The following is a 23,056-nucleotide window of genomic DNA, read 5'->3' on the forward strand; positions in this document are numbered from 1 at the left end:
TATTATTATGTAGTCACCTCAGTAACATCATAAAAAATATTAGGAAGTATATGGAAAATAGACTTGAAGCTAACGTCGGCAAGGCACACAAAGTAACCTTGGCTTCATTAGTACTTCAGTTAAGATCCCCCCCCCCAAGACTAAGAATCGCCACCTTAATTTTTCCCTGCAATAGCTTCAGCAGATAAAAACTCAGTAAGAAAGAGAACAAAGCGCTCGGCATCAACCGATAACGATGTTTGCTCTAAAGTCATGGCAATAACTTGGTAGTGCAGTGCTGGCACTACCGGCTTGATGGCAATATCGCCATAGGAAGTTGTGCGCGCAGAAAACTCGTCCATCACCGCGACCCCCGTACCTAAAGCAGCGAGATTTTTAGCGACTAAATAAGTTTGCGCTGTGATATTGGCGCTATTTTTTGTCAGTGATTCTCTGGTAAATTCACGGTGAAATATATGTTCGAGCGGACCACTGTTTTCCATACTGATAATATTTTGTTCGGCGATCTCAGCCATAGATACGGTATTTTTATCGGTCAAAGTATCTGGCGCACAGACACAAACACACTGCCCTTGGGTTAAATGAGTCTGTGTTGTACCTGGGTATGATTCACCTTCAAATAAAATACCGATATCTTTGTCATGTGAGAATAGCGCCTTAACCACGTCTTGACTTTGATAGAGCTGAATTTCGAATTTCACATTGGGGTGTTGGAGCTGATATGCCTGCATAGCTCTGGGCAAAAATTCAATACCAATAGCGGGAATAGCGGCGATTCTAATTTTACCTGTGCCAGTATTTTTCAGGTTTTCTGACAACAGCTTCAGCTCGATAAGCTGCTTATTAATTTCGGCGGTTTTTTTATAGAGAATCTCAGCCTCGGGCGTGGCAATTAGTTTGCCATCAACACGAATAAAAAGCTGATAACCAAGGTAGTGCTCAGCATTTTTCAATACCTTGCTTGCCGTTGGTTGGGTGATATGTAAATACCGCGCAGCAGCTGAGACAGAGCCTAGGCTGTAAATGGCATTAAATACTTCAATATGTCTGATTCGCATCTATGTTCTTACCTGTCGTCTAATTCTATGCTCTAGCCTATTTTCTAATCTATTTTCTAATCTAGGGGTTGATTGTCGTTATAAAAACTTAGAGTAAAGCTTTAACCTTATCTATTGGCAACTTATGGATGGTAACGCTTTTTCCCGAAATAACATTTTTACTGGTTACTGTGGTGGCCATTAATAGCGAGTTATAAATTGCCTCTTCGGTTGCTTCAATGGTCGCTTGAAACAAGGGCGTCATTTTATTATTTGGCACTTCGGCAAAGCTGCTCATTTGATTTCGTCTACTTTTGGTACGCCTGACTTGTTCAGCAACAGAGAAACTGATGACATAATCACCACTGCCGTTACTCATTGAGCTACCTGTACGCGCTAATCCGGTCATCGCTCTAGTGGCTAAGCGTTTTAAATTACGGTCTGAAAGCGGCGCATCGGTCGCCACTACCATCATAATTGAGCCATCGGCTGAGTCGTTATTAATCTTGCCCTTTAAATAATACTGGCCCAGATTTTTACCGACTTCTACGCCATTCATTTGTAAAATCCCGCCGTAATTACTTTGCACCAATACACCAACGGTGTAACCACCTAAAGATTGAGGGAGCACTCTTGAAGATGTGCCAATACCGCCTTTCCAACCAAACGCAACGGTGCCAGTTCCGGCGCCAACTGTGCCTTCTTTTACTATGCCTGTTTTAGCATTATCGAGCGCTTGTTTGAACATATTGCTGGTAAGATGCTGACCACGAATATCATTTAATTTACTATCGTTGGTTTCGCCAACAATGGGATTTACCGAACGTACTTTTTCGTTGCCTGGCTGTGCTAATGTCCATTGCACTATCGCATTGGCGGCATTACCTACGTTGAGAGTATTGGTTAGTAAAATCGGCGTTTCTATTTCACCAAGTTCGCTCACTTGGCTATACCCCGTCATTTTGCCAAAACCATTACCAATAACCATGGCTGCAGGCACTTTGTTTTGATAAATATTACCGCTATGAGGAAGAACAGCAGTGGCACCCGTGCGAATAGAGTCACCTTTAATTAAGGTGAAATGGCCAACGCTAACGCCTGTCACATCGGTTATGGCGTTCAATTTACCCGTTGGTAGAATACCCGGACTTATGCCCAAATCTCTAGCGCGTATTTGTTGCTCTTGTGCCGAAACTTTAATAACTAGGCTAGGCAAGCTTATACAAGTAATCGCCAAGATTAATAGCGATTTTGTGCGTATTTTCATTTATTTATATCCATATCAGAGCCGGTTTGCCTATTCTTTACTATTCATTAGTTCACGCTAACAGCTTAGCGTTTTAAAGCAATTGAGAAGATGATTAAAGATGTAGCAAAGAGATTACTCAATAGTAATCGAAAAATAATAGCCTCGGTGTTGAGGCTATTTGGTATAATTTAGGTTTATGCTATCTTCTGGTGCGAGACGGTCTTGATCTAGATCTGTGTTGTCTTGGTGGCCTAACAACTACCACACTGGTATGTCGAGGATAACCGGCACCATAATACATAGGATAACCTCCTCCCATGCCCATGCCATAACTCATTGAGCCGCTAACATGGGTGTTTTCACAACCTGATAACGTAATGCCAGCCAGAAAAACACTAAGTGCGATAAAAGTAATTTTAATCAATTTCATTATTCACTCTCCTGCTCAGTTAAGCCTAGAAAGGCGCCGTTAGGATCGGCAATAATGGCCAAGGCATCACCTTCTGGTTGATGAATAATTTCAGCGCCGTTTTTTACCGCTGTCGCTAAAGTCTTGGCTAAATTTTCTACTTCAACAAAGTTAACCCAGCGATCACGCTGCTCAAAAGCCGCTGGCAATTTAACAATGCTGGCTTGTATTTCATCTTGTTGTATTAAATAAAGACTACTTTGCTGTGGTGCTACTTTTTCAATACTGTAATTAAAGCTACTTTGATAGAAGGTGGCGGCCTTTTGGATATCGACACTAAATAGCTGTGCCCAATCCCACTTATTACTGATTTTTTGATGAACTTTATTGTTTTCATTTAAATCAAGCAGCGCAATTACGCCACCTTGTGGATCGGCAATTACTGCACGTTTGCCATAAAGTGCAAAATCATGTGCTTGCATAAGAATAGTTGCTTTATTTTGACTTGCTCTATCGACATTAGCTTGCACATCATTTGTGGCAATACTACCAATCCAAAGGGCATTATCGGTTTTATTACGCTCTGCAGAACGGCCTAAAACACCCGCAATGGGCTGTTCGCCATCATAAAGTATGTGATATTTAGCGCTATTTTTACCAAATTTTTTTACTGTCCAAGCAAAAGTCTTGGTATAAAAATCGAGTGACGCGTTAACATCACCCGTATATAAGTCGGCCCAAACCAGGCTGCCGAGTTGTGCTTGCATAGCTACCTGCTCTGTCGGCTGCACGGGTTCAGCAGCGACAAAAGTAGTAGATAGTATCAGTGGAAAAAGCAAAGCCAGCCCATACTTACTTATTGTTTTCATTATATTATTTCCCTCTAAAAATGTTACTTGATTGTACGTTGTTTTATCAACAAGTCTATATTTTAGCCAGTAACAAAAATACGGTTTGTCGCTTTTGTTCAATCTTTGCTGTGAGCAAGGGCTTAATATTCACCGCATAGCAGAATGAGATTTAAATCACTCTCCAATCATTAAGCAGGTACAGACCATGTTAGCCATTAAAAAAATTGTTTCACTCAACGAATTGAATGCACTAAAAGCTACATACTTTACCCAGTCGACCGCGCCGTTAGATGGTATGTGGCATTTTGCTTTTGTGCCTATGGCTACACATTTTGGCTTCTATATTAATACCACCTTGCTAGGCTTTTGCTGTATTAATGAAGAAGGCTATATGCTGCAATTTTATCTACAGCCAAATGCTGAAACTAACGCAAAAAAACTTTTTACCTTAATTGCCCAACAAAACAGTAAAGTCATTGGCAAAGTGAAAGGTGCTTTTGTCAGTACTGCAGAGCCGAGTTATTTGTCTTTATGTTTAGATAACTCAACAACCTTTACTGTGAATGCATTGATGTACCAACAAGCGCTAGAAAAATCAGTTATTCCCAGTGAAGCCATTGAGCCAATTGCAATGCAGCAAGTGGCAGAGCAGCAGCTTGCCGAGCTAGTAGAGTTTGCCATGGCAGCTATTGGCGCACCACAAGAATGGCTAAGCGGTTATTATCATAATTTAATTAAACGAAATGAGCTTTTTGCTTATTGGCATAAGGGTGAATTGTTAGCGGCAGGAGAATGTCGACTGTTCGACCATTACCAAACAGAGTATGCTGAATTAGGAATGATTGTTGCTAAATCCGCACGTGGCCAAGGTATGGCAAAAAGAGTATTACATTATTTAAAAACACACGCAGAACAACAAGGCTTACAAGCTATTTGCTCTACTGAAAGCAGTAATATTGCCGCACAAAAAGCCATTACTAGTGCTGGTTTTGTTGCAGATAATCGAATTGTACAATTTGAATTCACCTCCTCTTAAACCAGTTAGTCAGAGGATATTTCATACCTTTTTGATTAAGTTTGTTCCCATTCAGAGCTTGTCAGCGGTTTGAGAACAAATTGAATTTTTTACATTATAGTTATTCTATATGAAAGAAGTTCATTGCGGTTATCGAATTGCTGACAATCTCCCGAAGGGCAAGTTTAAAAGGCTTACATGCTGCGTTATTGATTTTGACAAGAGAATAACCATTCTCTTCAATCAATGCCTTGCCTCTAAGCCTTTTAATTCTCGCTGAGTGAGCAGAAACTTAGTCAAGATGGTATTATTGGAGAGTGTGATGATTCGTTGGTTAAAACCACCCTGTTCATCAAAGGTTGCTAAATATATCGAATGTTATTGGTATCTTGAAAGAGATGCTAATAACGATAATATTGAGCGGCCCAAACTTAATCCTGATCCCGCTGCACATTTAATATTATTACCCGCAGAGCAAAGTTATCATTATGAAAGGCAAAATGAGCTAAACAATAAGGTATCACAGGGCAAGGGCAGCCACTTACTGTACCCGTATTGTAAAACCATTGAATTAGAGCACACTAAAACATTTGCGTGTATTGGCATTAAGTTCAAAGTTGGCGCTTTGTATTCGTTACAGCAGCTCAATTTTACCCCTGCACTGCTAGATACTATTCAGCCAATAAACATTAAAAATATTCTTGGCGCTACCGATATAAATGAATCTCAGTTACTTGCCCAAGCCAGTTCATCCGCTGATCAGTGCTGCGCTATGTTAGATGAATTATTAACGCCTTGGTTTGCTCATTGCCTTGAAGATAAATACAGCGAACTCACCAGACGGGCACTGCCTTTATTGGCAGATACCGCAATCAACAAACTAGGTGAAGCTTTATTCTGCTCACAACGTACTTTAGAACGCAGTTTTTTAAAAGTAACCGGAATAACACTTAAACAATGCCAATCAATGAACAGATTAGAAGCCATTTTAGAATATCTTTATCAACGTAAACAAAGTGACATTGATTGGGTCGATATTGCTTATCAATTTGGCTTTAGCGATCAACCGCACTTGATTCGCTATTTAAAGAAACAAATAGGCTTAACACCGCAAGATTATGCCAAGCAAAGAGGCTTCACCATTGACCTATATGGTGGTGTAGTAGAAACATAAATATGCAAGATTAATTAACCTATTTTTAACTGAAAAAAGTTAATGTTTTTTTCGTTTCTAGCTTCACTATCTGCTAATTTAGTACTAATTTCAAAGGAGCACTAAATTACTAAATAGGCTCCTACATGAAAAAATCTCTGTTAGTATTATTGCCACTGTCACTGATAGCGGTTAGCTGTGGCTTAACAGCCCCAACACTTGAACAAGCCCCAGCAGCGATAGCGGTTAATGCGCCTGCCAAACCCCAAAATGAAGATCTTTCAACTAACTTCACGATTGTTAAAACTGATACTTCTCAAGAAGAGCTTAACGATAACGTAATTTCGAAAAAAGATTTTGTTGTGCAAGAGAATGCGCGAGTAGTGATCAGTGTGCCGATTGAATTACAACGCAAAGAAAAAAATAGAGAGTTAAAAAATAAACTTCGTAACAGTAATTGGCGCAGTAATCAGGTACAAAATAATAGAGATTTAGCCGAAAGTGAATCATTGAAGTTGAATCAAGCCGATGTCGCCTTTAGTACCGCTGAATACTTTAACAAAGCCGAACAAGAAATTGAAAAGTCTCTGTTGCGTAAATCTTTTACCGTTATGGATAGATCTAAATTTGAAGCAGAGCTACGTGATCGCCGTGAGAAAAAATCTGATAAAAATAATAGTAAAGCCTTAGACGCTGAAGTCAGTCGTTTGCGTAAGCAAAATAAAAATGGCTTGATTTCAGATCAAGATTTAATTGGTGAAATGGAAGCTGCTGAAAACCGTTATGCCATTGATTCATCAGGTAGTACTCGTGAAGCGGGTGATAATGAATTAGTCGATATTTCTGAACTTATTCGCGCCGCTCAAGAAGGTAAAAACCAAGCAGATTACATTTTACAAGTTAACAGTTTTGATATTAACCCAATATCAGATCGCCAGTTGTACATAGCCGAGCAAGATGAAGTACAAACGCTCTTTACTGAACATCCTGGCTTAATCGATGCTATGTACGAAAAACAAGTTGCAACCATTACTCAACCTGGTTTTTTTGGCTATTTAAATGCTAAATTAATTGATGTGAAAACGGGTGCTATTGTCTGGGTAGGGGAACATAGAGTTGAGTCACAAAACGTTACTGATATCCGGGTAAAAATGACAATGTCTCGTCAAGTGTCAAATGATACTAATATCCAGCGCTTGGTTAGCCGATTTAATACTAATGTTAAGAAAAAACACAGTGAACTAAACTACTTATCAACGTCTGCACACGATAAAAATATTGATAAAAACGAGCAAGCACGCCGTGTATCAACTTATAATAGTTCTTTAGCGCAATACAAGCAGTTAATTAGCAATGTACCTGAACTACCAGAGTGGCAATATAGTTATAGTGTTGCTGAACCCAATATTACTCCAAATTTCCCATCAGAATTTGAATTGAAACAAATTCAAAAAACCAGTAACGACTCACAAAAAAATCATAATGCCTTTTTACGGTTAAAAGACCGTTTGGGTAGGCATCAATCTAAAATTGCTAAAATGGTTTCAAAAGAGCTGATCGCCACCATTCCATCAGCGGAATAACTTCAAATTAAACACAAATGAATAAAGGCGCTAAGTTAACCACTTAAGCGCCTTTATTTATTTGTGTTTATTTATTTACGCTAATTATTCACTAACCTTATTTTAGCCACACTACCGATAAAATCTCTGCCTTTAAATACTGCTCCACTCCATCATGGCCTCAACAAATGCTTTCGCTTTAGCAGGTTGGCCGCTTCTACTTGGATAAACTAAATAAACTGCGGTACTGGGCAAGGAAACCTGATCAAATAACTGTACCAGCTCCCCGGATTTAATATGGGGCAACACCATGTTTTTCGGCACAACAGCAAAACCAATATGCTGTTTGACAGCTTGAATAACATTGCCCATATTATTTATTAAAAAGCGTGGTTCAAAGACAACCCTCTTATCTTGCCAAGTGATATGCGGGGTGAGAATGTTATAAGTATTTTCACCCTCACTTAGTAAAGCAATATTATCTAATGAGCTCAGTTGTTCTATATCTTTGATGACTGGTTGAGCCGCTAAATATTCTTTACTGGCCACAATGATCCAATCAGACTGATGAATTTTTCTAAATATAAAACTACTATCCACCACATCGTGATCACCAAAGAGTATGGCTAAATCAAAGTTATCGGTTAGCAAGTCAGGGGATTTTGACGTTTGGATTATCTCAAGTTGAACTTTAGGGTGCTCTTTCAGAAACTTAGGAATAACATTTTTAAGTAATACTTCCGCCATATTTTGCGGGATAGAGACACGCAATAAACCTTGTGGAGTTTCGCTTAACTCATTGATAAATTGCTCACCTTTGTCTAACTGCTCTAATGCCGCTAGACAATACGATAAGTATTGCTCTCCCGCTTCGGTCAAACTTACCTTGCGAGTAGTCCTTTGCAATAAACGAATGTTTAAGCGTTGTTCAAGTTGCGATACTTTAGCGCTCACCGTCGACTTCTCTATTTTTAGTACTTCCGCCGCTTTGGTAAAACTTTTCAAATTAGCAACTGAGACAAAAATACGAATTTGGTTTAAATCATTGTTCGCCATAAAAAACAATCTTTTGATAAATAGGCTGATTATTAATTATTAAACAATAGTTATAGTTCGCCAAGATATTTTTAGGAGCAAAGACATGATCGATCAAATAAATAACAATCAACAGACCACTACCTATGACAAAGGCTACAAATGGCTGCATTGGTTAATGGCTGCCTTAGTAATTTTAATGTTTATGGCTACCTTTGGTTTTGCACAAGCAAATACCGATGCGGCCAAAATTGAGATGTTAACGGGGCACTCTTCAATAGGCAGTGTAATTTTCCTATTATTTGTAATACGTTTTTGTAAGAGGTTTATCTTTAAATCACCAAGACCAAAACATGAATTAGCGCCACTAACCAATGTTGGCGCTAAAGTGGGGCATTTAACATTATATTCGTTGCTGTTTTACGTACCTGTCACTGGCTACTTAAGCGCTAGAGCACATGAACTTCCGGTCTATTGGTTTGGTCAGCTGAACCTCGCCACTCTTACCGGTTATCAACAAAGCAGCTTTGAGATGATACGTAGCTTTCATCAATTAGGCGTGCAGACATTAATGGTGGTAGTTGTTCTGCATATTGCTGCTGCAGTTTTTCATGGTTTAGTCAAAAGAGATGGCGTATTTAGTTCTATGTGGCCAGATAGAAAAACAAAGAGTGAGTAGCCCCTTACTTGCTAATCGGCAAGTGATATTACCCTTTGTTAGTCAATATTGACTACAACTAAGAAAAATAAGCAGACCGGTACCCCTGCTCTGCTTATTAACTGAGCTGAATTCTGGATAAGCAGCCTTTGCTCAATATTCCCCATCATCCAGAGTTCAGGTTAACTAAATATTAACTGGCTGTTTTTGTTCTAGGAACAAACGAAGGTAATTTAATAATGATTTCCTTAGTATTAATTTTCTCATCGGCTAAGAAAGTTTTAATCACTGCTGTTACTTTTGGCGAAGACATAAAGAGATTATGGCCTGCATTAACGACCATCACTTGGGTTAAATTAGACAGACCTTTGGTTGCTGCTTTTTGACTATCAATATAGGTTCTGCCATCCAATGTGCCGGTTAGTAATAATGTCGGTACATCACTTTTTGGGTATGTCCGAAAGTCATCACCTAAATCTAAACCTTTAACCGCTTTGTTTAAATGTGGCATCGGAAAATTAAGTGCGGTGCCTAATAATGAGGTCTTAGCTTGTTGATTTACTTGCGCTAAGCGTGTTTCAGTAATACCTGAAGCGATATCCATGGCAAAAGACATCAACTCAAAAGAGATGGTATTGTCATTAAAATAACCACGGCTGAGCACTTTTATCAGGCCTACCTCTGAGCCTGAATCAAGCTCTTGATATAACGCCAATAGCTGACTTACGCCACGTTGCGGGTCAGCAATCATGGCTGAAGCTAATATTTGCATATGATATTTTTGAAAAAGAAAATCTACTGCAGCGCCCTCTTTTTGTGGCACTTGTACTAGCAGTGGCTGTTCTGTTAATTGCTGATGAACACGATGCATTAATGTAGTGATGTTAGGGTAAAGCTGCGCAGCATCTGGCTGAGTATTAATAGCTTGTTGTAATCGACCAAAGTAAGCATCAGTTTGCGCCGGAAATTTTACTGTTTGGTTGAGCCCTTCAGCACTGGCAATTACAATTTTATCAATTTTTCCCTGCATACTTTTTAAACTCGCCAAAGCTAAATGGCTGCCGTACGATATACCCCAGAGTGTTACTTTATCTGCTTTAAAGTGCTTTCTAAGCGCATTAATATCTTCAGCACTTTCTAAAGTGGTATAACCATTAACATCAACCCCCTCTTTCTGCCAATAGTCGACACATTCATTTGCCGCAGACTGATATAGCTGGGTTACTTGGCTTTGGGTTAAAACCTTGGTCATTGGCAGTGTTTGACTAGAAATACATTTGGCCGCCGATTTAGATGCACCTGTGCCGCGTTGATCTAACGCGATAACATCACCAAATTCACGTAAGGCCATAAATAAAGGAAAACGAAAACGTGGATATTTTGCCGTCATAATGCCCGATCCGCCAGGTCCACCTGAAAGATAAATTATCGGCGAGCCTTTGCTATTTCCAGTTGCTGGAAAGCGCACATATTTAACAGAAATTAAACGACTATCAAGCTTACTGCGATTTTCAGGTACTTGAATAAACCCTTCAAATGCATCGGTGGTTTTACCATCCATAGTTTTAAAAACTATCGCCGTTTCGTTGGCATATACTATTGATTGTTTATCATCAGTGGATGCCTGTGTTAGCTGAGTAAAAATAGCGGTAGTGGCAAATAATATTGAAGCAAGTATTTTAGAATATTCGAGTGTCATGGGACTTTCCTTTTATTTAGTCTGCCACTATTAAATATGCTTTCTATTGGTAAATGCATGCGTTATTCTGCAAAGTGTATTGAATTTCCTGACAAAACCGCTGAACGGTAGCGCACTTCCGATAAACGGTAACCTAATATGGGGCAACATTTCTGCTGTGTTAACTATATCTATGCTTTTAAGAATCTTGCTTATTGTCTTGGCTGTTAGTGTTACTACTGCCCATGCAACAAGTTTGATTTCAATAGACAATAGTAAGATTTTAGTGTGTCCCGCTAATGAAGAATCCAATCTAGAAACAATCTTTACTAGGCCAGACTGTCAGTTAAAAAACCTACACGATATTAATCCTCAGCAGCAAGCACTTTGGTTAAAAGCAAGCTTAAACATAAAGCAAAAAAGCTTAACTCAGCAATTTCCGCTAGCCTTATATATTTTTGGTAAGACCTCCAGTGAAGCATTCTTTAATGGCGTATATTTAGGTAAAAATGGTACTCCTGCAGTAGTGGCCCGAAATGAATTTATCGGTAATATGGATGCACGTTTTTATCTGCCTCCAGAATTAATAAAACAGGGTGAAAATGAAGTTATCTTTTATTTGTCTGCCCATCACGGTTTTTTACAACTTGGTGTACCCATTCATTTTATCGGCTTGGGTGAATACACTGAGACCATCTCTTTTTTCCAGCGAAACATATGGATATCGTTAACATTATTTGGTGCGCTGCTGTTAGGCGCACTTTACTTCTTAGTGTTATCACTACGGTCTAAACAAAAAGCAAATTATGGCTTATTTTCTTTAATGGCCTTTTTTGCTTTCAGTCAATTATTTGCTGAAATATCTCGCGGTTTGTTTAACTATACCTATCCGGTACACGATTTAAGATTGATATTTATTGTCTTGTTATCTGCCGGGTTTGGCTTGTGTTTACTGACCTATACGCTGAATAAATTTACAGAAAAACACCACCAACTCTGGTTATTATTAACCGTTATTGCCATGGCCTTTGCCATTATCCTTATGCCCGGCTTTGACGGAAAAACCGCGGTTGCTATTCTAATACCAAGTCTGTTTTCTACCTTGTTAATAGCCAATAAATATCGACAGCAACGATCCAGGGAACGGCTCGGTTACTTACTGGTATTTATCATTTTTACCCTCACCATAATGCTGACCTTTAATATATTTCATGACATGCTGTTTTATTACATAATTACCGGCATGATGACCTGCCTATTTGTTAAACAGGCCAATGAACTGATTAGTGAGCAAGCTAAACGAAAAATTGAAGAAGAACAGGTAAGTAAACTGCAATTTAAGTTAGCTCAGAATCAACAAGAAAAAACGCCAAAAAAACTAAAAGTCACTAGCGCCGGTAAAACTGAATTACTGCCAACTGATACCATTACTTACTGTAAAGCAGCGGGTGATTACGTAGAAATACACCTGAACAATCAACAGCAGTCACTTTACAGTGGCAGTTTAAAAAGCATTGAAAGCCTGCTACCCAGTACATTTATGAAAGTGCATCGTTCCTACATAGTCAATTTGGATTATATTTTATCAATTAGAACGGCAAAAGCTTCAGGCACAGCATCTACAGCAAGCAATGGTTTCCTAGTACTTAAAGATGGTGAAGAAGTGCCTGTCAGTAGAAGAATATTACCCATGGTGCGTGGTGTGATTGATAACATTTAATCTACCAATGTCATGACAATACCCTTACTTTATTTGACACAAATCTCAATAATTTATTGTTTCATTCAAGCAAAGCTAGAGATGGCTTTGTCAAACAAGTCATCTTAATGGAGAAAGACGGAACTCATAATAACCCCCTTTAAAATCAAAATATTACTGAATATTTGATATTACACGTGCCCAAACAATCTAAAATTCCAACTCTCAACCTCATTAGTTTCTATACGATGCAGCACTCTGTCCATCCAGGTGTCCGACAATGTGCTTTGGTTCTGTAGCTGTAACAAGCCCTCTTTATTGAGTGGGTCATTGAAAAAAGCATCACACACTGCTTTTATTGTCATGGCATTAGTAACTCGGTTAATTAACTGCAGAGGTTCATCTACACTTACCATTCCCGGCTGAATAACGCGATATAACCAACCACAACGACTCACTTCCTGCATGTCGACCGATAAATTTTCGATGCCCCAGCGCTTATTTAGTTGGAAACAAGGCGAACGTGGCTGACTCACTTCGATAATAGCTTCGCCCCACTGATAACGATCACCCAAACAGACAGTTTCTTCTGTCATACTCAATGAGCTAAGATTCTCGCCCATGCCCGCAGCTTGCCAATTCACCTGTTCTACATTATTTTCGTCAAAGGCTTTTTGGTATTTTTTCTGCCAATAGGCATAATGTTCGGCCGGATATTGGTGCAAGGCGCGCTCTACTCCGCCGTGATGAATTTTATCCCCGCATTCATCACCAGCTAACCCTTCAAGAGATAAATATACAGGACCTTCAACTACTTGCTTGTCTATGGCGGTTTCCATACCATAGCGCTGCGCCACTTTTCCGCAGTAAATATTTGTTAAATAGTGCTTACTTTTCATGGCTGGTCTCTTATTTGTTAGGGTTAAATTATTGCTGTATTACTGATGATATTGATAATGTTATTGATATTCAAGCAACATCATCATTATAAAAATGTACTAAGTTATCCATGAATTCAAACAATAATGTATTCATAGCTAAGTTGCTGTTAGTTATTATACTTTCAGGATTTTGTACATAGTTATGATGACCGATATCGTCAAATTCATGCTCTGATACAGCAATTAAATCCGTTAGTGATTCAGCGGTGAACTCTAAGTGACACTGAAAACCATATACTAGAGGTGAATACTCAACAATCTGCCTTGGACAACCGGCACTTGTCGCTAACACTTTACTGCTAGGTGTTAAACCTGGCATATCATTATGCCAATGACCAACTACTTCTACTGCATTAAAATGAGCCAATTTAGCATCTTGTTTACCTGAGTCTGTTAACGTTATTGGAAAGTAACCTATTTCCCTTTCGGGGCTTTGTTCGAACGTTGCACCAAGGGCTTCACCAATTAATTGTGCTCCTAAGCACACACCAACAACCGCTGTGTCATTGTTTATACAAGCACGGATAAAGGCAATCTCTTTATCTGCGCTAAAGTAATGACACTCTCTTTCGGTTGTTGCTGGGCATTGCGGGCCACCTAAAATAACTAATAAGTCGATGGCACTATTATCTACAGGCAAACTTTCTCCCAGAAAAATTTTGCTGCTAGAGATTGTATAGTTCAGCCCTTGCGCCCAAGTTAAAAAGACCCCTGGCCCCTCAAATGACTCATGAATAATAAAATGCACTTGCATTCACTTCTCTCCCTAACAATTGCCGAATTAAGATTTTTTAAACTATACCCTATGCTAACATTGCTTTTATTATCACAATATCTACATTAAGACATAAAACAATGACAAGCCGCCAAACTAAAGAAGCTAACCTATTGATTAGTGAAAGTGCTGATTTTAATGTAACGGCGAAAATGCAGAAAATGCCAAAAGGTTATATTGATAAATGGCATCAGCATCCATGGCACCAAATTATTTTTCCGTTTGAGGGCATAGTGCAAACTAAAGTGGCAAATAGCCAATTTGTTATTCCTCATAGCGGCATGTTGTTTATCCCTGCCAATACTCCCCATGAATCATTTGCTTTAACTGATACTCAATTTATTGGCATTTATCTTAAGCCTGTACTTAACCCCGAGTTTAATAAAGAGCTTAATAAAGGATTTAATAAAAATTACCCATTAACAACTAAAGCAATATCCGTAACACCTTTTCTAAGAGAACTCATTTTACAGATCAAAAATTGTGTCAATAACTCGGTAATTTCAGAGCAGGAGATTAGTAATTTACTTGCGGTATTGATTGATCAAATCTCGGCTGGGCAATCTTATAAAATGACACTTATTTTACCTATTGATCGACGATTGATGACTATTTTTAAGGCATTAATGACAAATCCACAACGAGATACCAAATTGTCAGAATGGGCAAAAAAAGTAGGTGCATCAGAAAGGACTTTATCAAGGTTATTCACCAAAGAATTAGGCATGACCTTCCCGCTTTGGCGCCAGCACTTGCGCTTAATTTCATCATTAAGCTTGCTGGAAAGCAAACTTTCGGTACAAGAGGTAGCTTTTAAAGTTGGTTATAACTCCGACTCATCATTTATCTATGCCTTTAAAAATTTATATAAACAAACACCACAGCAGTACCGCAATTCTGGCTTTAGGCTAGGCACTAGAATAAACGCTAAGTAGTTTATTGTTGAATGTTGTAGCGTTATGGACAATTACATCAGCTGAGCCGACAAAGCGGTCGTAAGCATCAATAATTAGCTCATGAATTATGAGCTAAAATCGGACAATATTCGACAGATAGTTAAGCGCGATTTCAACCTAGAGCATACGCTATCAGTAGAAGTTTAAGTGCCCTCTAACACGATGAATGTAGCGGAAGCTAAAACGTCTAAAGTCTAAAGTTAAATTTTTCCCATTTTTTTAGAATCTCGACTATATTGATGAAAGCAATGGATAATTATTATTTTAAGGGAAGAGATGCTAATACGGATATTACTGTGCTTATTATTGCTTGTTGCTAACTTTCAACTTAATGCTGCGGATAAGAATAGCTCAGGCGGCTTTATCGATGTGAATGTTTATCCTTATTTGTCTGATGTTGATTATGATAATACCATCACGTTTAATATTGGCGCGAAACTCAAAAATCGCTTTTCATATTTTTCTTTAACGAACTTGGGTAATGAAAAGGGTGAAGCTGCATTAACTGATCTCAACACTTTTTACACTGAGCAAAATATCCGTTGGCAAATGAGTGAAAAGTCTCCGATTGATCTTACGCTGCAAATGAATTTTCGCTCAGGTGATGATAATGACAGACATCGATTAGGTTTTCGCTGGCGGATAAACGATACCCAAATATTTAACTCTGCCTTCAAGGCTATCAACCTAAGTTGGTCAATTAACTTCCATTTAAAACAATTCGATAATGTGCCTGAGAATGTATGGCAAATGGAGCATGTCTTTCGGATGACCTTTCCAATTTTTGATAACCGACTTTACTTGGCAGGCTTCATCGACCATACCTTTAATGAAAACTTGCCAGAAAATGTCCCCAAAAACCCAATGGTTGGTGAGGTTCAACTTGGTTATAGAATAATCGAGAATCTATTTTTTATCACCGAGTTTCGTGTAAACGAGTATCGTCGCTCTGATGTAAACAACATGGCAGTGGGCTTGGAGTATTTAATCAAATGGTAGGCAATACAATGAAAAGTCATATAGGTATAACATTTTTTGTGTTTTTTTCTTTTATTTATATGCTTTTTTGCCCAAAGGTTTTAGCGACTGAATATACAATCGGTTTGGCAACTTGGTCAGGTTACCCTCAGTGTGTGCAGGGTTTTAAAGATGCATTAGCAAGTAGAGGGCTGGTAGAAGGTAAGCAATTAACTTTTATTCAAGGTGAGATAGGTGCCGACAAAGTACTGCAAAGAAAAGTTGCAAACAACTTAAAAAGACAAAATATTGATTTGGTTTTTTCCCTGACAACTCCAGGAACAACAATAATAAAAGAAGTTATTTCAACTAATACCCCCATAGTATTTTCAATTGTAACTTACCCAGCTGACTCTGGCTTAATAGAGTCTTTTGAATACTCAGGCAATAACTTAGTAGGCACCAGTAATTATGTGCCATTATTTCACTCTATTGATTTACTGTTAAGCGTACTACCAACGACAAAGAGTGTCGCTATTTTTCATCGTAAAGGCGAGCCCAATTCAAAAATTCAAACCGCTAACTTATATCGCTATTTTAAGAAAAAGGGTATTAAGGTGACTGATGTTTCGGTGGAAAATATTAAAGAGTTAAAAATGAAAGCTACAACGCTGGTTAATAAAGTTGATGTTTTTATTACTACCACTGATACCTTAATACAAGGGGGCGGGGAACTGGCGTTAATAGAGCTTTCCTTAACACATAAAATTCCTATTTTAAGTGCGAATAAAAGAGGCATTGAGCAAGGTGCAACTTTTGGTGTTGTCGCTGACTTTTATCAGCTGGGTAGTATGGCAGGAGAAATGGCTGCACATATTCTTTTAAATGAGGCTTTACCCGAAAGCATTGAATCTAAATTACAACAGCCTCCAACTTACTTATTCAATAAGAATAGCATGAATAAGCTAGGCATTAACGTACCAGAACATTTACCTTTTGAAATACAATGGACACGGTGAATAATCTATTTAAATGAAACTACTACCTAAAATCATCTCAATATCCATATTAATTTCCCTACTTGTTATAAGCGCATTAGGTTTTTTTGTTTTTTCGTATCTTAAATATGACCGATTACAAACAATACAAAAAGGCATGAATAGTGATGTTTCTTTCATTACTTCTCAGCTCGGTGAACAACAACGAAAAATATCTGATATAAGCCAAATAATTGCTCGTAATAGGCAGGTTAATAAAGCATTAAGTTTATTCGAAAATCGTGGTATCAGCCAAGAATTAAATGACTTAATCGAAATTTATCCCTTTATTAATTATATTCTTGTTACAGAATTAGACGGCACTGTTTTCTCTACTAGTACGCGTAATAGTAATAAAAAAAGAATAAATGGTGAGGAGCTATTACTACAAAATATTCATCTGCACCCTTTATATGTACAACCAAATAACAACTTTGTGGGCATAAGTTCCATTGGTAAAGATGAATATTTATCCCAAATAGGTATGGAAGATGGTATAGCCCAGTGGTACAGCCTTAATATACGTAAACGAGGTAAAGCTATTGGTGAACTAGTCATTAGTATCGACTGGCGACGTATCGTAATAAATCAATTAGATGCGGATATTACCGAGTTAGCGACTTCTAAAAGTTCACTGATTGGCGCAATCATTAAAAATGGGGAAAATGAAGTTATTATTGCACGCTACAATCAAAAACATACAAACGCTAATAAGCATGATGAGAACAGTCAATATAAAAATAATCCCAATGAACTCCTCTCCGAAAAACTATTCACCGTAGGTAAAACAGAGCTTATTTCCCTATTAATATTCAACCGTAATGTTGAACTGAAAGTTATTCAAACATTAGGTATAAACATTTTTATTGTGGGTACAGTTAGTGTATTGGTTATTAGTCTATTGCTCTACTTCTTATTAGGGAGGATTTTATTACATCGATTAGAGAAACTGCATCTTTTTACTAAAGATATTGGTCAATATGAATTGGATTATAAGATAGATGATCTAGGAGGTGATGAGATAGGAGATTTGGGCAGAGGTTTTAATAGCATGATAAGTAAGTTAAGAAAAAATATGACTTCTATTAAAAACTTACACCGTGAATCTGAATTAAGGCAGTCTGCGCTACTTGAGCTAAAAGAAAGCAGTAACCAATTATCACTGGTGATTGATAGTACAGCCGCAGGCATTTGGGATTGGCAAGTTCAAACTGGCGAGATTACCTTTAATAAGCGTTGGGCTGAAATCATTGGTTATACCCTTGAAGAATTAAGTCCCTGTGACATTAATACATGGATGAAACACGCTCATCCAGACGATCTAAAACATTCAGATGAATTATTAGCACAACATTGGAGTGGAAAAACTTCAAGGTATAACTATGAAGCTCGAATGAAACATAAAGCAGGTCATTGGGTATGGGTATTTGACTCAGGAAAAGTGGTGGAATGGTTTGAGGATGGAAAACCAAAACGCATGGTAGGTACTCACCTGGACATTTCAACTCAAAAAAACAACGAAGAAATGCTTATAAAAGCAACAGAAGAAGCACAACAAGCCGTTATTGCAAAAAGTGAATTCTTAGCCAGTATGAGCCATGAAATACGCACACCAATGAATGGTGTACTTGGTATGCTAGGGTTAGTCATAGATACAGATTTAAATGACGAACAACTGCATCGAGTCAATGTTGCGATGTCGAGCGCGAGATCATTACTCAACTTAATTAATGATATTCTGGATTTCTCTAAAGCAGATGCCGGTAAGGTAGAACTAGAGAATATTGATTTCAACCTACGCAGCATGCTTGGTGATCTTTCTGAAGCTATGGGGCTACAGGCTCAAGTAAAAAACCTTGAACTCATCCTAGATGTCACAAAAATTGAAGAATCTTTAGTAAAAGGAGACCCTAGTCGACTGCGACAAATCATATCTAATATCGTCAGCAACGCGACTAAATTCACAGCAAAAGGCGAAATCATTATTAATGCTGAGTTACTTCCTAACGATGACTCTTCATGGCGTTTAAATTGTAATATCAGTGATACAGGACTTGGAATTCCTGATGATAAAATTTCTTTGTTATTTGATTCCTTTAGTCAAGTAGACTCTTCCACAACGCGTAAGTTTGGTGGTACAGGTTTAGGGTTAGCTATTGTAAAAAAACTTTGTAATTTAATGGGTGGTGACATTAGCGTGACCAGTAAATTAGGACAAGGTAGCTGTTTTCATTTTTATGTAACCCTGCAAAAAAGTACTAAATCTCAAAGAGTAATGCCTGAAGTTGATATAAGTAACTTAAAACTACTCATCGTTGATGACAATGAAACCAATAGAGAAGTTATACGAGGACAACTTGAGCACTGGGGATCAACGGTTGTTGAAGCTAACAGTGGCCAACAGGCATTGTTACTTTGTGAACAAGAATATCGAAATGAAAACAAGACACCTTTTGATGTAGCGATTCTTGATATGCAAATGCCCCATATGGACGGCGCTGAATTAGGTAAACTTATCAAGAATGATAAGCGTTTTGAGCAAATGAAACTAGTGATGATGACTTCAATGGGGCATATAGGTGATGCTCGATATTTTGCTGATTTAGGCTTTGATTGTTATTTTCCTAAACCAGCAACAACTGCTGATATTTTTGGCGCGTTATCTGTCGTGACAAAAGGAGGTGAAGTACTTGAGCACGCAAATCCCCTGGTGACTAGGCATTATTTAAAAGCATTGGTTCCAGCAAAAAATAAATATTTTAACAACTCAGATCTAGAAAGCATTAAACATAAACGAATATTATTAGTAGAAGATAATCGTATTAATCAAATGGTAGCAAAAGGAATTCTTAATAAACTGGGTTTACATTTTATTGATATTGCTAACAATGGTGTGGAGTGTATAGAAAAATTAGTACAAGAGCCGTTATCTCAAGATAAAACAACGCGGAGCTACGATCTAGTACTGATGGATTGCCAAATGCCTGAGATGGATGGTTATGAAGCTAGTCGACAAATACGATCTGCTAGTGCTGGTGAGCTGAACAAAAAAATACCCATTATTGCCATGACAGCAAATGCTATGGCTGATGATAAACAAAAGTGTATAGATGCTGGCATGGACGATTATTTATCTAAACCTGTAGATGCAGATTTGTTGAGCGTGAAGTTATTACAATGGTTAGCAGATAATGTAGAAAAAAAGACCGATACAGTTTTTTAAAAATTGACTATTATCTTATTGTCCGCTGTGTAGAACCATTACTATTAGATAAGCAAAGGTTAACGCCAGCTTTCGGCTCACAGTTGTCGTTAGAAGCTCAAAAGCTAATGTCCGTTTTGTAAAAAAAGTAAGTAATATACCCAAATATGACAGACCTAATTAGCTCTAGATTAATTAGAAAATAGATGTGGCAGCGTTAACTGTTCTGCTCTAGTGATATTAACGCTGAATAATAAAAAAATAAGCACACCAAAAACCATAAATCTTTAATCAGAAAATGTCCTGTCGTTGATAATATTGTCTCACTTGATAATGAACCAGGAAACGTCACTAAAAAGCTTTGAGTTACTACAAAAACCATGCCCGACATTAAAATAGCAGGAGTAATCAACTTAGGGTAATACATTGCTAAGATTAACAAAACCACGGCGATTAAGTCATAGACGCCAATAATGTTTGACGTAGTTTGAATACTAAAAAAACCATACATCCAGCCCATAAATGGCGAGCTTTTTACTAAAGCTTCTATACCTTGCGCTTCAAGTAAGGTGAACTTCATGCCACCAATCCACAGCAAGACTAGCAACACAGGAAAAATACTGAGCCAAGCGGATATCCGCGGAGAAAGTGTACGTTTGCTAAGTAATATCCCTATTGATAATAAAGCAAAATATTTAATAACGCCTTGTCCGGAGCCAATAACAGGGAAACCACCCATTGATGCTATCCACATTGAATTACTCAATAACGAACCTAAAGGTACTAAACTTGTCGCAATCAATACGTAACCTAAAATCGGTATCAAGCTCTCCTTCTTTATAGATAAAAAAGCCAGAGTAGCGCTAGTAATCAAAGCAAGTGCAGCTAACAAATTAAATATATTGGCCGGTAATACTTCAGTGATAAGATAAAAATCAGTGGTTAAGGTTATATGTTTATGGGGCCCCAAGAGCATTATGCTTAAACCCAATAGCGCGGTAGAAATACCAAGTAACAGTAAAACAATAGTCATGTGTAACGGCTTCATAGGGAGATCCAAAACGAGTTAAAAATATAAGTGCCCATAAGACCTGATTAACAATATTTTATTTCATACTTATAAATTCGGTTTTATTGCCACTGTAATACTATTACTTTAGTCGATTAATAATCTTTTATATCATTTTGAATTTGCATCGCAATATAAGTGAGCCCTAACGGTGTTTAAAAATAAGTTAGTGACAACTACTTTTACCACGATAAAAAAGCAGTATTTTTCACCACGTAGTTTGCATCAATTATAAAGTTTAAGTAACCATTTCACTTAGCCACTACCAACAATAGTTAATATTACACAATAAAATCAAACAGTTGGTTAGGTAGGGTTATTTACATAGTTACTTATCCATTATTAAAGCTTGTTCCCATACCATTGCAGTAACTCTACTTTATAAATCCGGCATGATTTGTGCTCTTGTACAATTACAAACATTGTATTAATTGAAAGACACAAAGAGGGATACAAAATGAAAATTACATTGCTACCACTTGTTATATTAATAATCTCCCTGACTTTTCTAACTCCAACAGCTAACGCAAGTTTAATTCTTGGCACGGGTACTGGTGCCTTAATTGGAGGTGATTTAACCGACCCAGAAAATGATGGTTTTGCCGATTCAAATGTTAACTATAATGCAACGTTTAGCTCTAGTGTGGAACAGGGTTTTGGCGGTGGTGAATACGCCTTTAATGTTTTTGATAACATATTATCAGGGGGTAATGGTAAATGGTGTTGTGATGGCGGAAGCGTTTGGGTTGAAGCTAATTTTGGTTCAGATCAATACATATTAGATATATTCACACTTTCTTCAGCAAACGATGTAGCAAGTAGAGATTCAGACCAATGGAGCATTTTGGGTTCAAATGATGGTATTAATTACACAACGCTATTTGCTTATGATATTGAAAGTTTATCTATTTGGGGTGCTGACCGTTTTGAAGTAGTTCAATTCTCAAATAATGATGATTATCACGTTAACACTGCTTATAGCATCTTCCGCTATCAATCGACTTCTGTTGTAAGTGGTTCTCATCATCAGCTGGGTGAAATTGAGTTTTTTGGTACTAAAATTCCAGAGCCTTCAAGCATTGCTATTTTTGCATTAGCTATGATGGGCTTAAGTTCTCGTCGCATAAGTAAAAAACCTTAATCCGTTTAGGGTTTTTTAACACTGTAATTGTGACCTAGTAAAAACACTGGTGTAACAACTGGTGTTTTTTGCTTGTAAAACATGACAAGCCATTGATTCAAAATAAAAAGTCTTAAATTGTTGTTAAAAACACCTGCCTACAAATCAACATTGCCAATGACAAAATAAGATGGCCAAAGTTCTCGCACCTGAGATTCCCAATTCGGATCTATTCTCTCATTAACCGATTGTAGCAGCCAATATTTCGCCCATTTTCGAACAATTTTGCCCGATTTACTTAACTTTAGCGGTGAGAAGCGTCGTTGGTAAGAGTTTCCTTGATACTCAACAACAGCATTACTTTTTGCTCGTTTATATAAACTATCTAATGCGGCACTAATTAACTCAACCTCAGTTAATGCCATTAGCCCTTGTATTTTTAAACAAGCCATTATCTCTGCTTTCTTTATGCTGATCTGCATATATTCATCAATATGCGGGGTATATAACAAACCAGTCAAACCATAAATAGCTGCGCGTTCTCTATCGGCTAATGCTTTTAAAGGTTTGATTAGTTCATTGATCTCATCTAATTCACTGAGACTATGAAGCTTAGGATTCGGTTTAGACAATTGTTAGACCCCAATAAAGTC

20 protein-coding genes are annotated in these 23,056 nt (G+C 37.7%); 10 read left to right on the plus strand and 10 right to left on the minus strand.

The features are described 5' to 3' along the window. Positions 1-155: 155 nt before the first annotated feature. From GAB14E_RS07055 to GAB14E_RS07040, 4 genes are all read right to left on the minus strand, one after another. Positions 156-1,058 (minus strand): LysR family transcriptional regulator, encoded by a 903-nt coding sequence (locus GAB14E_RS07055; protein ID WP_033083277.1) that lies wholly within the window; start codon positions 1,056-1,058, stop codon positions 156-158. Positions 1,059-1,146: 88 nt separating this feature from the next. Then, positions 1,147-2,304, minus strand: coding sequence for a P1 family peptidase (locus GAB14E_RS07050; protein ID WP_081967859.1), 1,158 nt, complete (start codon positions 2,302-2,304; stop codon positions 1,147-1,149). Positions 2,305-2,485: 181 nt separating this feature from the next. Further along, positions 2,486-2,716, minus strand: a complete 231-nt coding sequence (locus GAB14E_RS07045; protein ID WP_033083278.1) for a hypothetical protein — start codon at positions 2,714-2,716, stop codon at positions 2,486-2,488. Beyond that, positions 2,716-3,564 (minus strand): VOC family protein, encoded by an 849-nt coding sequence (locus tag GAB14E_RS07040; RefSeq protein WP_033083279.1) that lies wholly within the window; start codon positions 3,562-3,564, stop codon positions 2,716-2,718. The genes GAB14E_RS07045 and GAB14E_RS07040 overlap by 1 nt, the downstream gene beginning before the upstream one ends. A 187-nt stretch (positions 3,565-3,751) precedes the next feature. Here GAB14E_RS07040 and GAB14E_RS07035 point away from each other — a divergent pair, with 187 nt between their 5' ends. From GAB14E_RS07035 to GAB14E_RS07025, 3 genes are all read left to right on the plus strand, one after another. Next, positions 3,752-4,582 carry a GNAT family N-acetyltransferase gene (locus tag GAB14E_RS07035; protein ID WP_033083280.1) on the plus strand — a complete coding sequence of 277 codons (831 nt, stop codon included), beginning with the start codon at positions 3,752-3,754 and terminating at the stop codon, positions 4,580-4,582. A 301-nt stretch (positions 4,583-4,883) separates the two neighbouring features. After that, complete coding sequence (locus tag GAB14E_RS07030; RefSeq protein WP_033083281.1) at positions 4,884-5,735, plus strand: helix-turn-helix domain-containing protein; 852 nt, start codon at positions 4,884-4,886, stop codon at positions 5,733-5,735. A 125-nt stretch (positions 5,736-5,860) separates the two neighbouring features. After that, positions 5,861-7,297, plus strand: coding sequence for a hypothetical protein (locus tag GAB14E_RS07025; RefSeq protein WP_033083282.1), 1,437 nt, complete (start codon positions 5,861-5,863; stop codon positions 7,295-7,297). Positions 7,298-7,429: 132 nt separating this feature from the next. Here the strand turns inward: GAB14E_RS07025 and GAB14E_RS07020 are convergent, their stop codons facing one another. Next, complete coding sequence (locus tag GAB14E_RS07020) at positions 7,430-8,332, minus strand: LysR family transcriptional regulator (protein ID WP_033083283.1); 903 nt, start codon at positions 8,330-8,332, stop codon at positions 7,430-7,432. 85 nt (positions 8,333-8,417) lie between these two features. Here GAB14E_RS07020 and GAB14E_RS07015 point away from each other — a divergent pair, with 85 nt between their 5' ends. Next, entirely contained in the window at positions 8,418-8,990 is a 573-nt protein-coding gene (locus tag GAB14E_RS07015; protein ID WP_033083284.1) for a cytochrome b, read from the plus strand. 172 nt (positions 8,991-9,162) lie between these two features. On the opposite strand, the gene GAB14E_RS07010 is transcribed toward GAB14E_RS07015, so the two are convergent. Further along, on the minus strand, positions 9,163-10,668 hold the full coding sequence (locus GAB14E_RS07010; RefSeq protein ID WP_052093856.1) for an alpha/beta fold hydrolase: 1,506 nt from the start codon (positions 10,666-10,668) through the stop codon (positions 9,163-9,165). 172 nt (positions 10,669-10,840) lie between these two features. On the opposite strand from GAB14E_RS07010, the gene GAB14E_RS07005 reads away from it, so the two are divergent. Further along, a complete protein-coding gene (locus GAB14E_RS07005) occupies positions 10,841-12,367 on the plus strand; it encodes a LytR/AlgR family response regulator transcription factor (RefSeq protein ID WP_033083285.1) in 1,527 nt (508 codons plus the stop codon). 170 nt (positions 12,368-12,537) lie between these two features. On the opposite strand, the gene GAB14E_RS07000 is transcribed toward GAB14E_RS07005, so the two are convergent. Both GAB14E_RS07000 and GAB14E_RS06995 read right to left on the minus strand, forming a co-directional pair. Further along, entirely contained in the window at positions 12,538-13,245 is a 708-nt protein-coding gene (locus GAB14E_RS07000; protein WP_033083286.1) for an MOSC domain-containing protein, read from the minus strand. Between the two features lie 70 nt (positions 13,246-13,315). Next, complete coding sequence (locus tag GAB14E_RS06995) at positions 13,316-14,041, minus strand: glutamine amidotransferase-related protein (RefSeq protein WP_033083287.1); 726 nt, start codon at positions 14,039-14,041, stop codon at positions 13,316-13,318. Positions 14,042-14,142: 101 nt separating this feature from the next. On the opposite strand from GAB14E_RS06995, the gene GAB14E_RS06990 reads away from it, so the two are divergent. The 4 genes from GAB14E_RS06990 to GAB14E_RS24250 all read left to right on the plus strand — a co-directional run bounded on the left by GAB14E_RS06990 (position 14,143) and on the right by GAB14E_RS24250 (position 20,235). Then, on the plus strand, positions 14,143-14,997 hold the full coding sequence (locus GAB14E_RS06990) for an AraC family transcriptional regulator (RefSeq protein WP_033083288.1): 855 nt from the start codon (positions 14,143-14,145) through the stop codon (positions 14,995-14,997). 297 nt (positions 14,998-15,294) lie between these two features. After that, positions 15,295-16,017, plus strand: coding sequence for a hypothetical protein (locus GAB14E_RS06985; protein ID WP_052093857.1), 723 nt, complete (start codon positions 15,295-15,297; stop codon positions 16,015-16,017). An 8-nt stretch (positions 16,018-16,025) separates the two neighbouring features. Beyond that, positions 16,026-16,994 (plus strand): ABC transporter substrate-binding protein, encoded by a 969-nt coding sequence (locus GAB14E_RS06980; protein WP_033083290.1) that lies wholly within the window; start codon positions 16,026-16,028, stop codon positions 16,992-16,994. Positions 16,995-17,007: 13 nt separating this feature from the next. Next, positions 17,008-20,235: a response regulator gene (locus GAB14E_RS24250; protein WP_052093858.1), complete on the plus strand. Its 3,228-nt coding sequence runs from the start codon at positions 17,008-17,010 to the stop codon at positions 20,233-20,235. 196 nt (positions 20,236-20,431) lie between these two features. Here the strand turns inward: GAB14E_RS24250 and GAB14E_RS06975 are convergent, their stop codons facing one another. Then, positions 20,432-21,247, minus strand: a complete 816-nt coding sequence (locus tag GAB14E_RS06975) for a DUF417 family protein (protein WP_231562079.1) — start codon at positions 21,245-21,247, stop codon at positions 20,432-20,434. 493 nt (positions 21,248-21,740) lie between these two features. Here GAB14E_RS06975 and GAB14E_RS06970 point away from each other — a divergent pair, with 493 nt between their 5' ends. Then, the gene (locus tag GAB14E_RS06970) at positions 21,741-22,424 is read left to right on the plus strand and encodes a PEP-CTERM sorting domain-containing protein (RefSeq protein ID WP_033083292.1); all 684 of its coding nucleotides are present in this window, start codon (positions 21,741-21,743) and stop codon (positions 22,422-22,424) included. A 137-nt stretch (positions 22,425-22,561) separates the two neighbouring features. Here the strand turns inward: GAB14E_RS06970 and GAB14E_RS06965 are convergent, their stop codons facing one another. Beyond that, positions 22,562-23,035 carry a hypothetical protein gene (locus GAB14E_RS06965; protein WP_033083293.1) on the minus strand — a complete coding sequence of 158 codons (474 nt, stop codon included), beginning with the start codon at positions 23,033-23,035 and terminating at the stop codon, positions 22,562-22,564. Positions 23,036-23,056 lie beyond the last annotated feature (21 nt).

This window comes from Colwellia psychrerythraea (genome assembly GCF_000764185.1).
GTDB lineage: Bacteria > Pseudomonadota > Gammaproteobacteria > Enterobacterales > Alteromonadaceae > Colwellia > Colwellia psychrerythraea_B.

What these genes read in the sequence shown, in the direction of transcription:
- GAB14E_RS07045 (WP_033083278.1), bottom strand. Translation starts at nt 2,716, where the DNA reads ATGAAATTGATTAAAATTACTTTTATCGCACTTAGTGTTTTTCTGGCT.
- GAB14E_RS07050 (WP_081967859.1), bottom strand. Translation starts at nt 2,304, where the DNA reads ATGAAAATACGCACAAAATCGCTATTAATCTTGGCGATTACTTGTATA.
- GAB14E_RS06985 (WP_052093857.1), top strand. Translation starts at nt 15,295, where the DNA reads ATGCTAATACGGATATTACTGTGCTTATTATTGCTTGTTGCTAACTTT.
- GAB14E_RS06990 (WP_033083288.1), top strand. Translation starts at nt 14,143, where the DNA reads ATGACAAGCCGCCAAACTAAAGAAGCTAACCTATTGATTAGTGAAAGT.
- GAB14E_RS06970 (WP_033083292.1), top strand. Translation starts at nt 21,741, where the DNA reads ATGAAAATTACATTGCTACCACTTGTTATATTAATAATCTCCCTGACT.
- GAB14E_RS06975 (WP_231562079.1), bottom strand. Translation starts at nt 21,247, where the DNA reads ATGACTATTGTTTTACTGTTACTTGGTATTTCTACCGCGCTATTGGGT.
- GAB14E_RS07015 (WP_033083284.1), top strand. Translation starts at nt 8,418, where the DNA reads ATGATCGATCAAATAAATAACAATCAACAGACCACTACCTATGACAAA.
- GAB14E_RS24250 (WP_052093858.1), top strand. Translation starts at nt 17,008, where the DNA reads ATGAAACTACTACCTAAAATCATCTCAATATCCATATTAATTTCCCTA.
- GAB14E_RS07030 (WP_033083281.1), top strand. Translation starts at nt 4,884, where the DNA reads ATGATTCGTTGGTTAAAACCACCCTGTTCATCAAAGGTTGCTAAATAT.
- GAB14E_RS07035 (WP_033083280.1), top strand. Translation starts at nt 3,752, where the DNA reads ATGTTAGCCATTAAAAAAATTGTTTCACTCAACGAATTGAATGCACTA.
- GAB14E_RS07005 (WP_033083285.1), top strand. Translation starts at nt 10,841, where the DNA reads ATGCTTTTAAGAATCTTGCTTATTGTCTTGGCTGTTAGTGTTACTACT.
- GAB14E_RS07055 (WP_033083277.1), bottom strand. Translation starts at nt 1,058, where the DNA reads ATGCGAATCAGACATATTGAAGTATTTAATGCCATTTACAGCCTAGGC.
- GAB14E_RS06995 (WP_033083287.1), bottom strand. Translation starts at nt 14,041, where the DNA reads ATGCAAGTGCATTTTATTATTCATGAGTCATTTGAGGGGCCAGGGGTC.
- GAB14E_RS06980 (WP_033083290.1), top strand. Translation starts at nt 16,026, where the DNA reads ATGAAAAGTCATATAGGTATAACATTTTTTGTGTTTTTTTCTTTTATT.
- GAB14E_RS07040 (WP_033083279.1), bottom strand. Translation starts at nt 3,564, where the DNA reads ATGAAAACAATAAGTAAGTATGGGCTGGCTTTGCTTTTTCCACTGATA.
- GAB14E_RS07025 (WP_033083282.1), top strand. Translation starts at nt 5,861, where the DNA reads ATGAAAAAATCTCTGTTAGTATTATTGCCACTGTCACTGATAGCGGTT.
- GAB14E_RS07000 (WP_033083286.1), bottom strand. Translation starts at nt 13,245, where the DNA reads ATGAAAAGTAAGCACTATTTAACAAATATTTACTGCGGAAAAGTGGCG.
- GAB14E_RS07010 (WP_052093856.1), bottom strand. Translation starts at nt 10,668, where the DNA reads ATGACACTCGAATATTCTAAAATACTTGCTTCAATATTATTTGCCACT.
- GAB14E_RS07020 (WP_033083283.1), bottom strand. Translation starts at nt 8,332, where the DNA reads ATGGCGAACAATGATTTAAACCAAATTCGTATTTTTGTCTCAGTTGCT.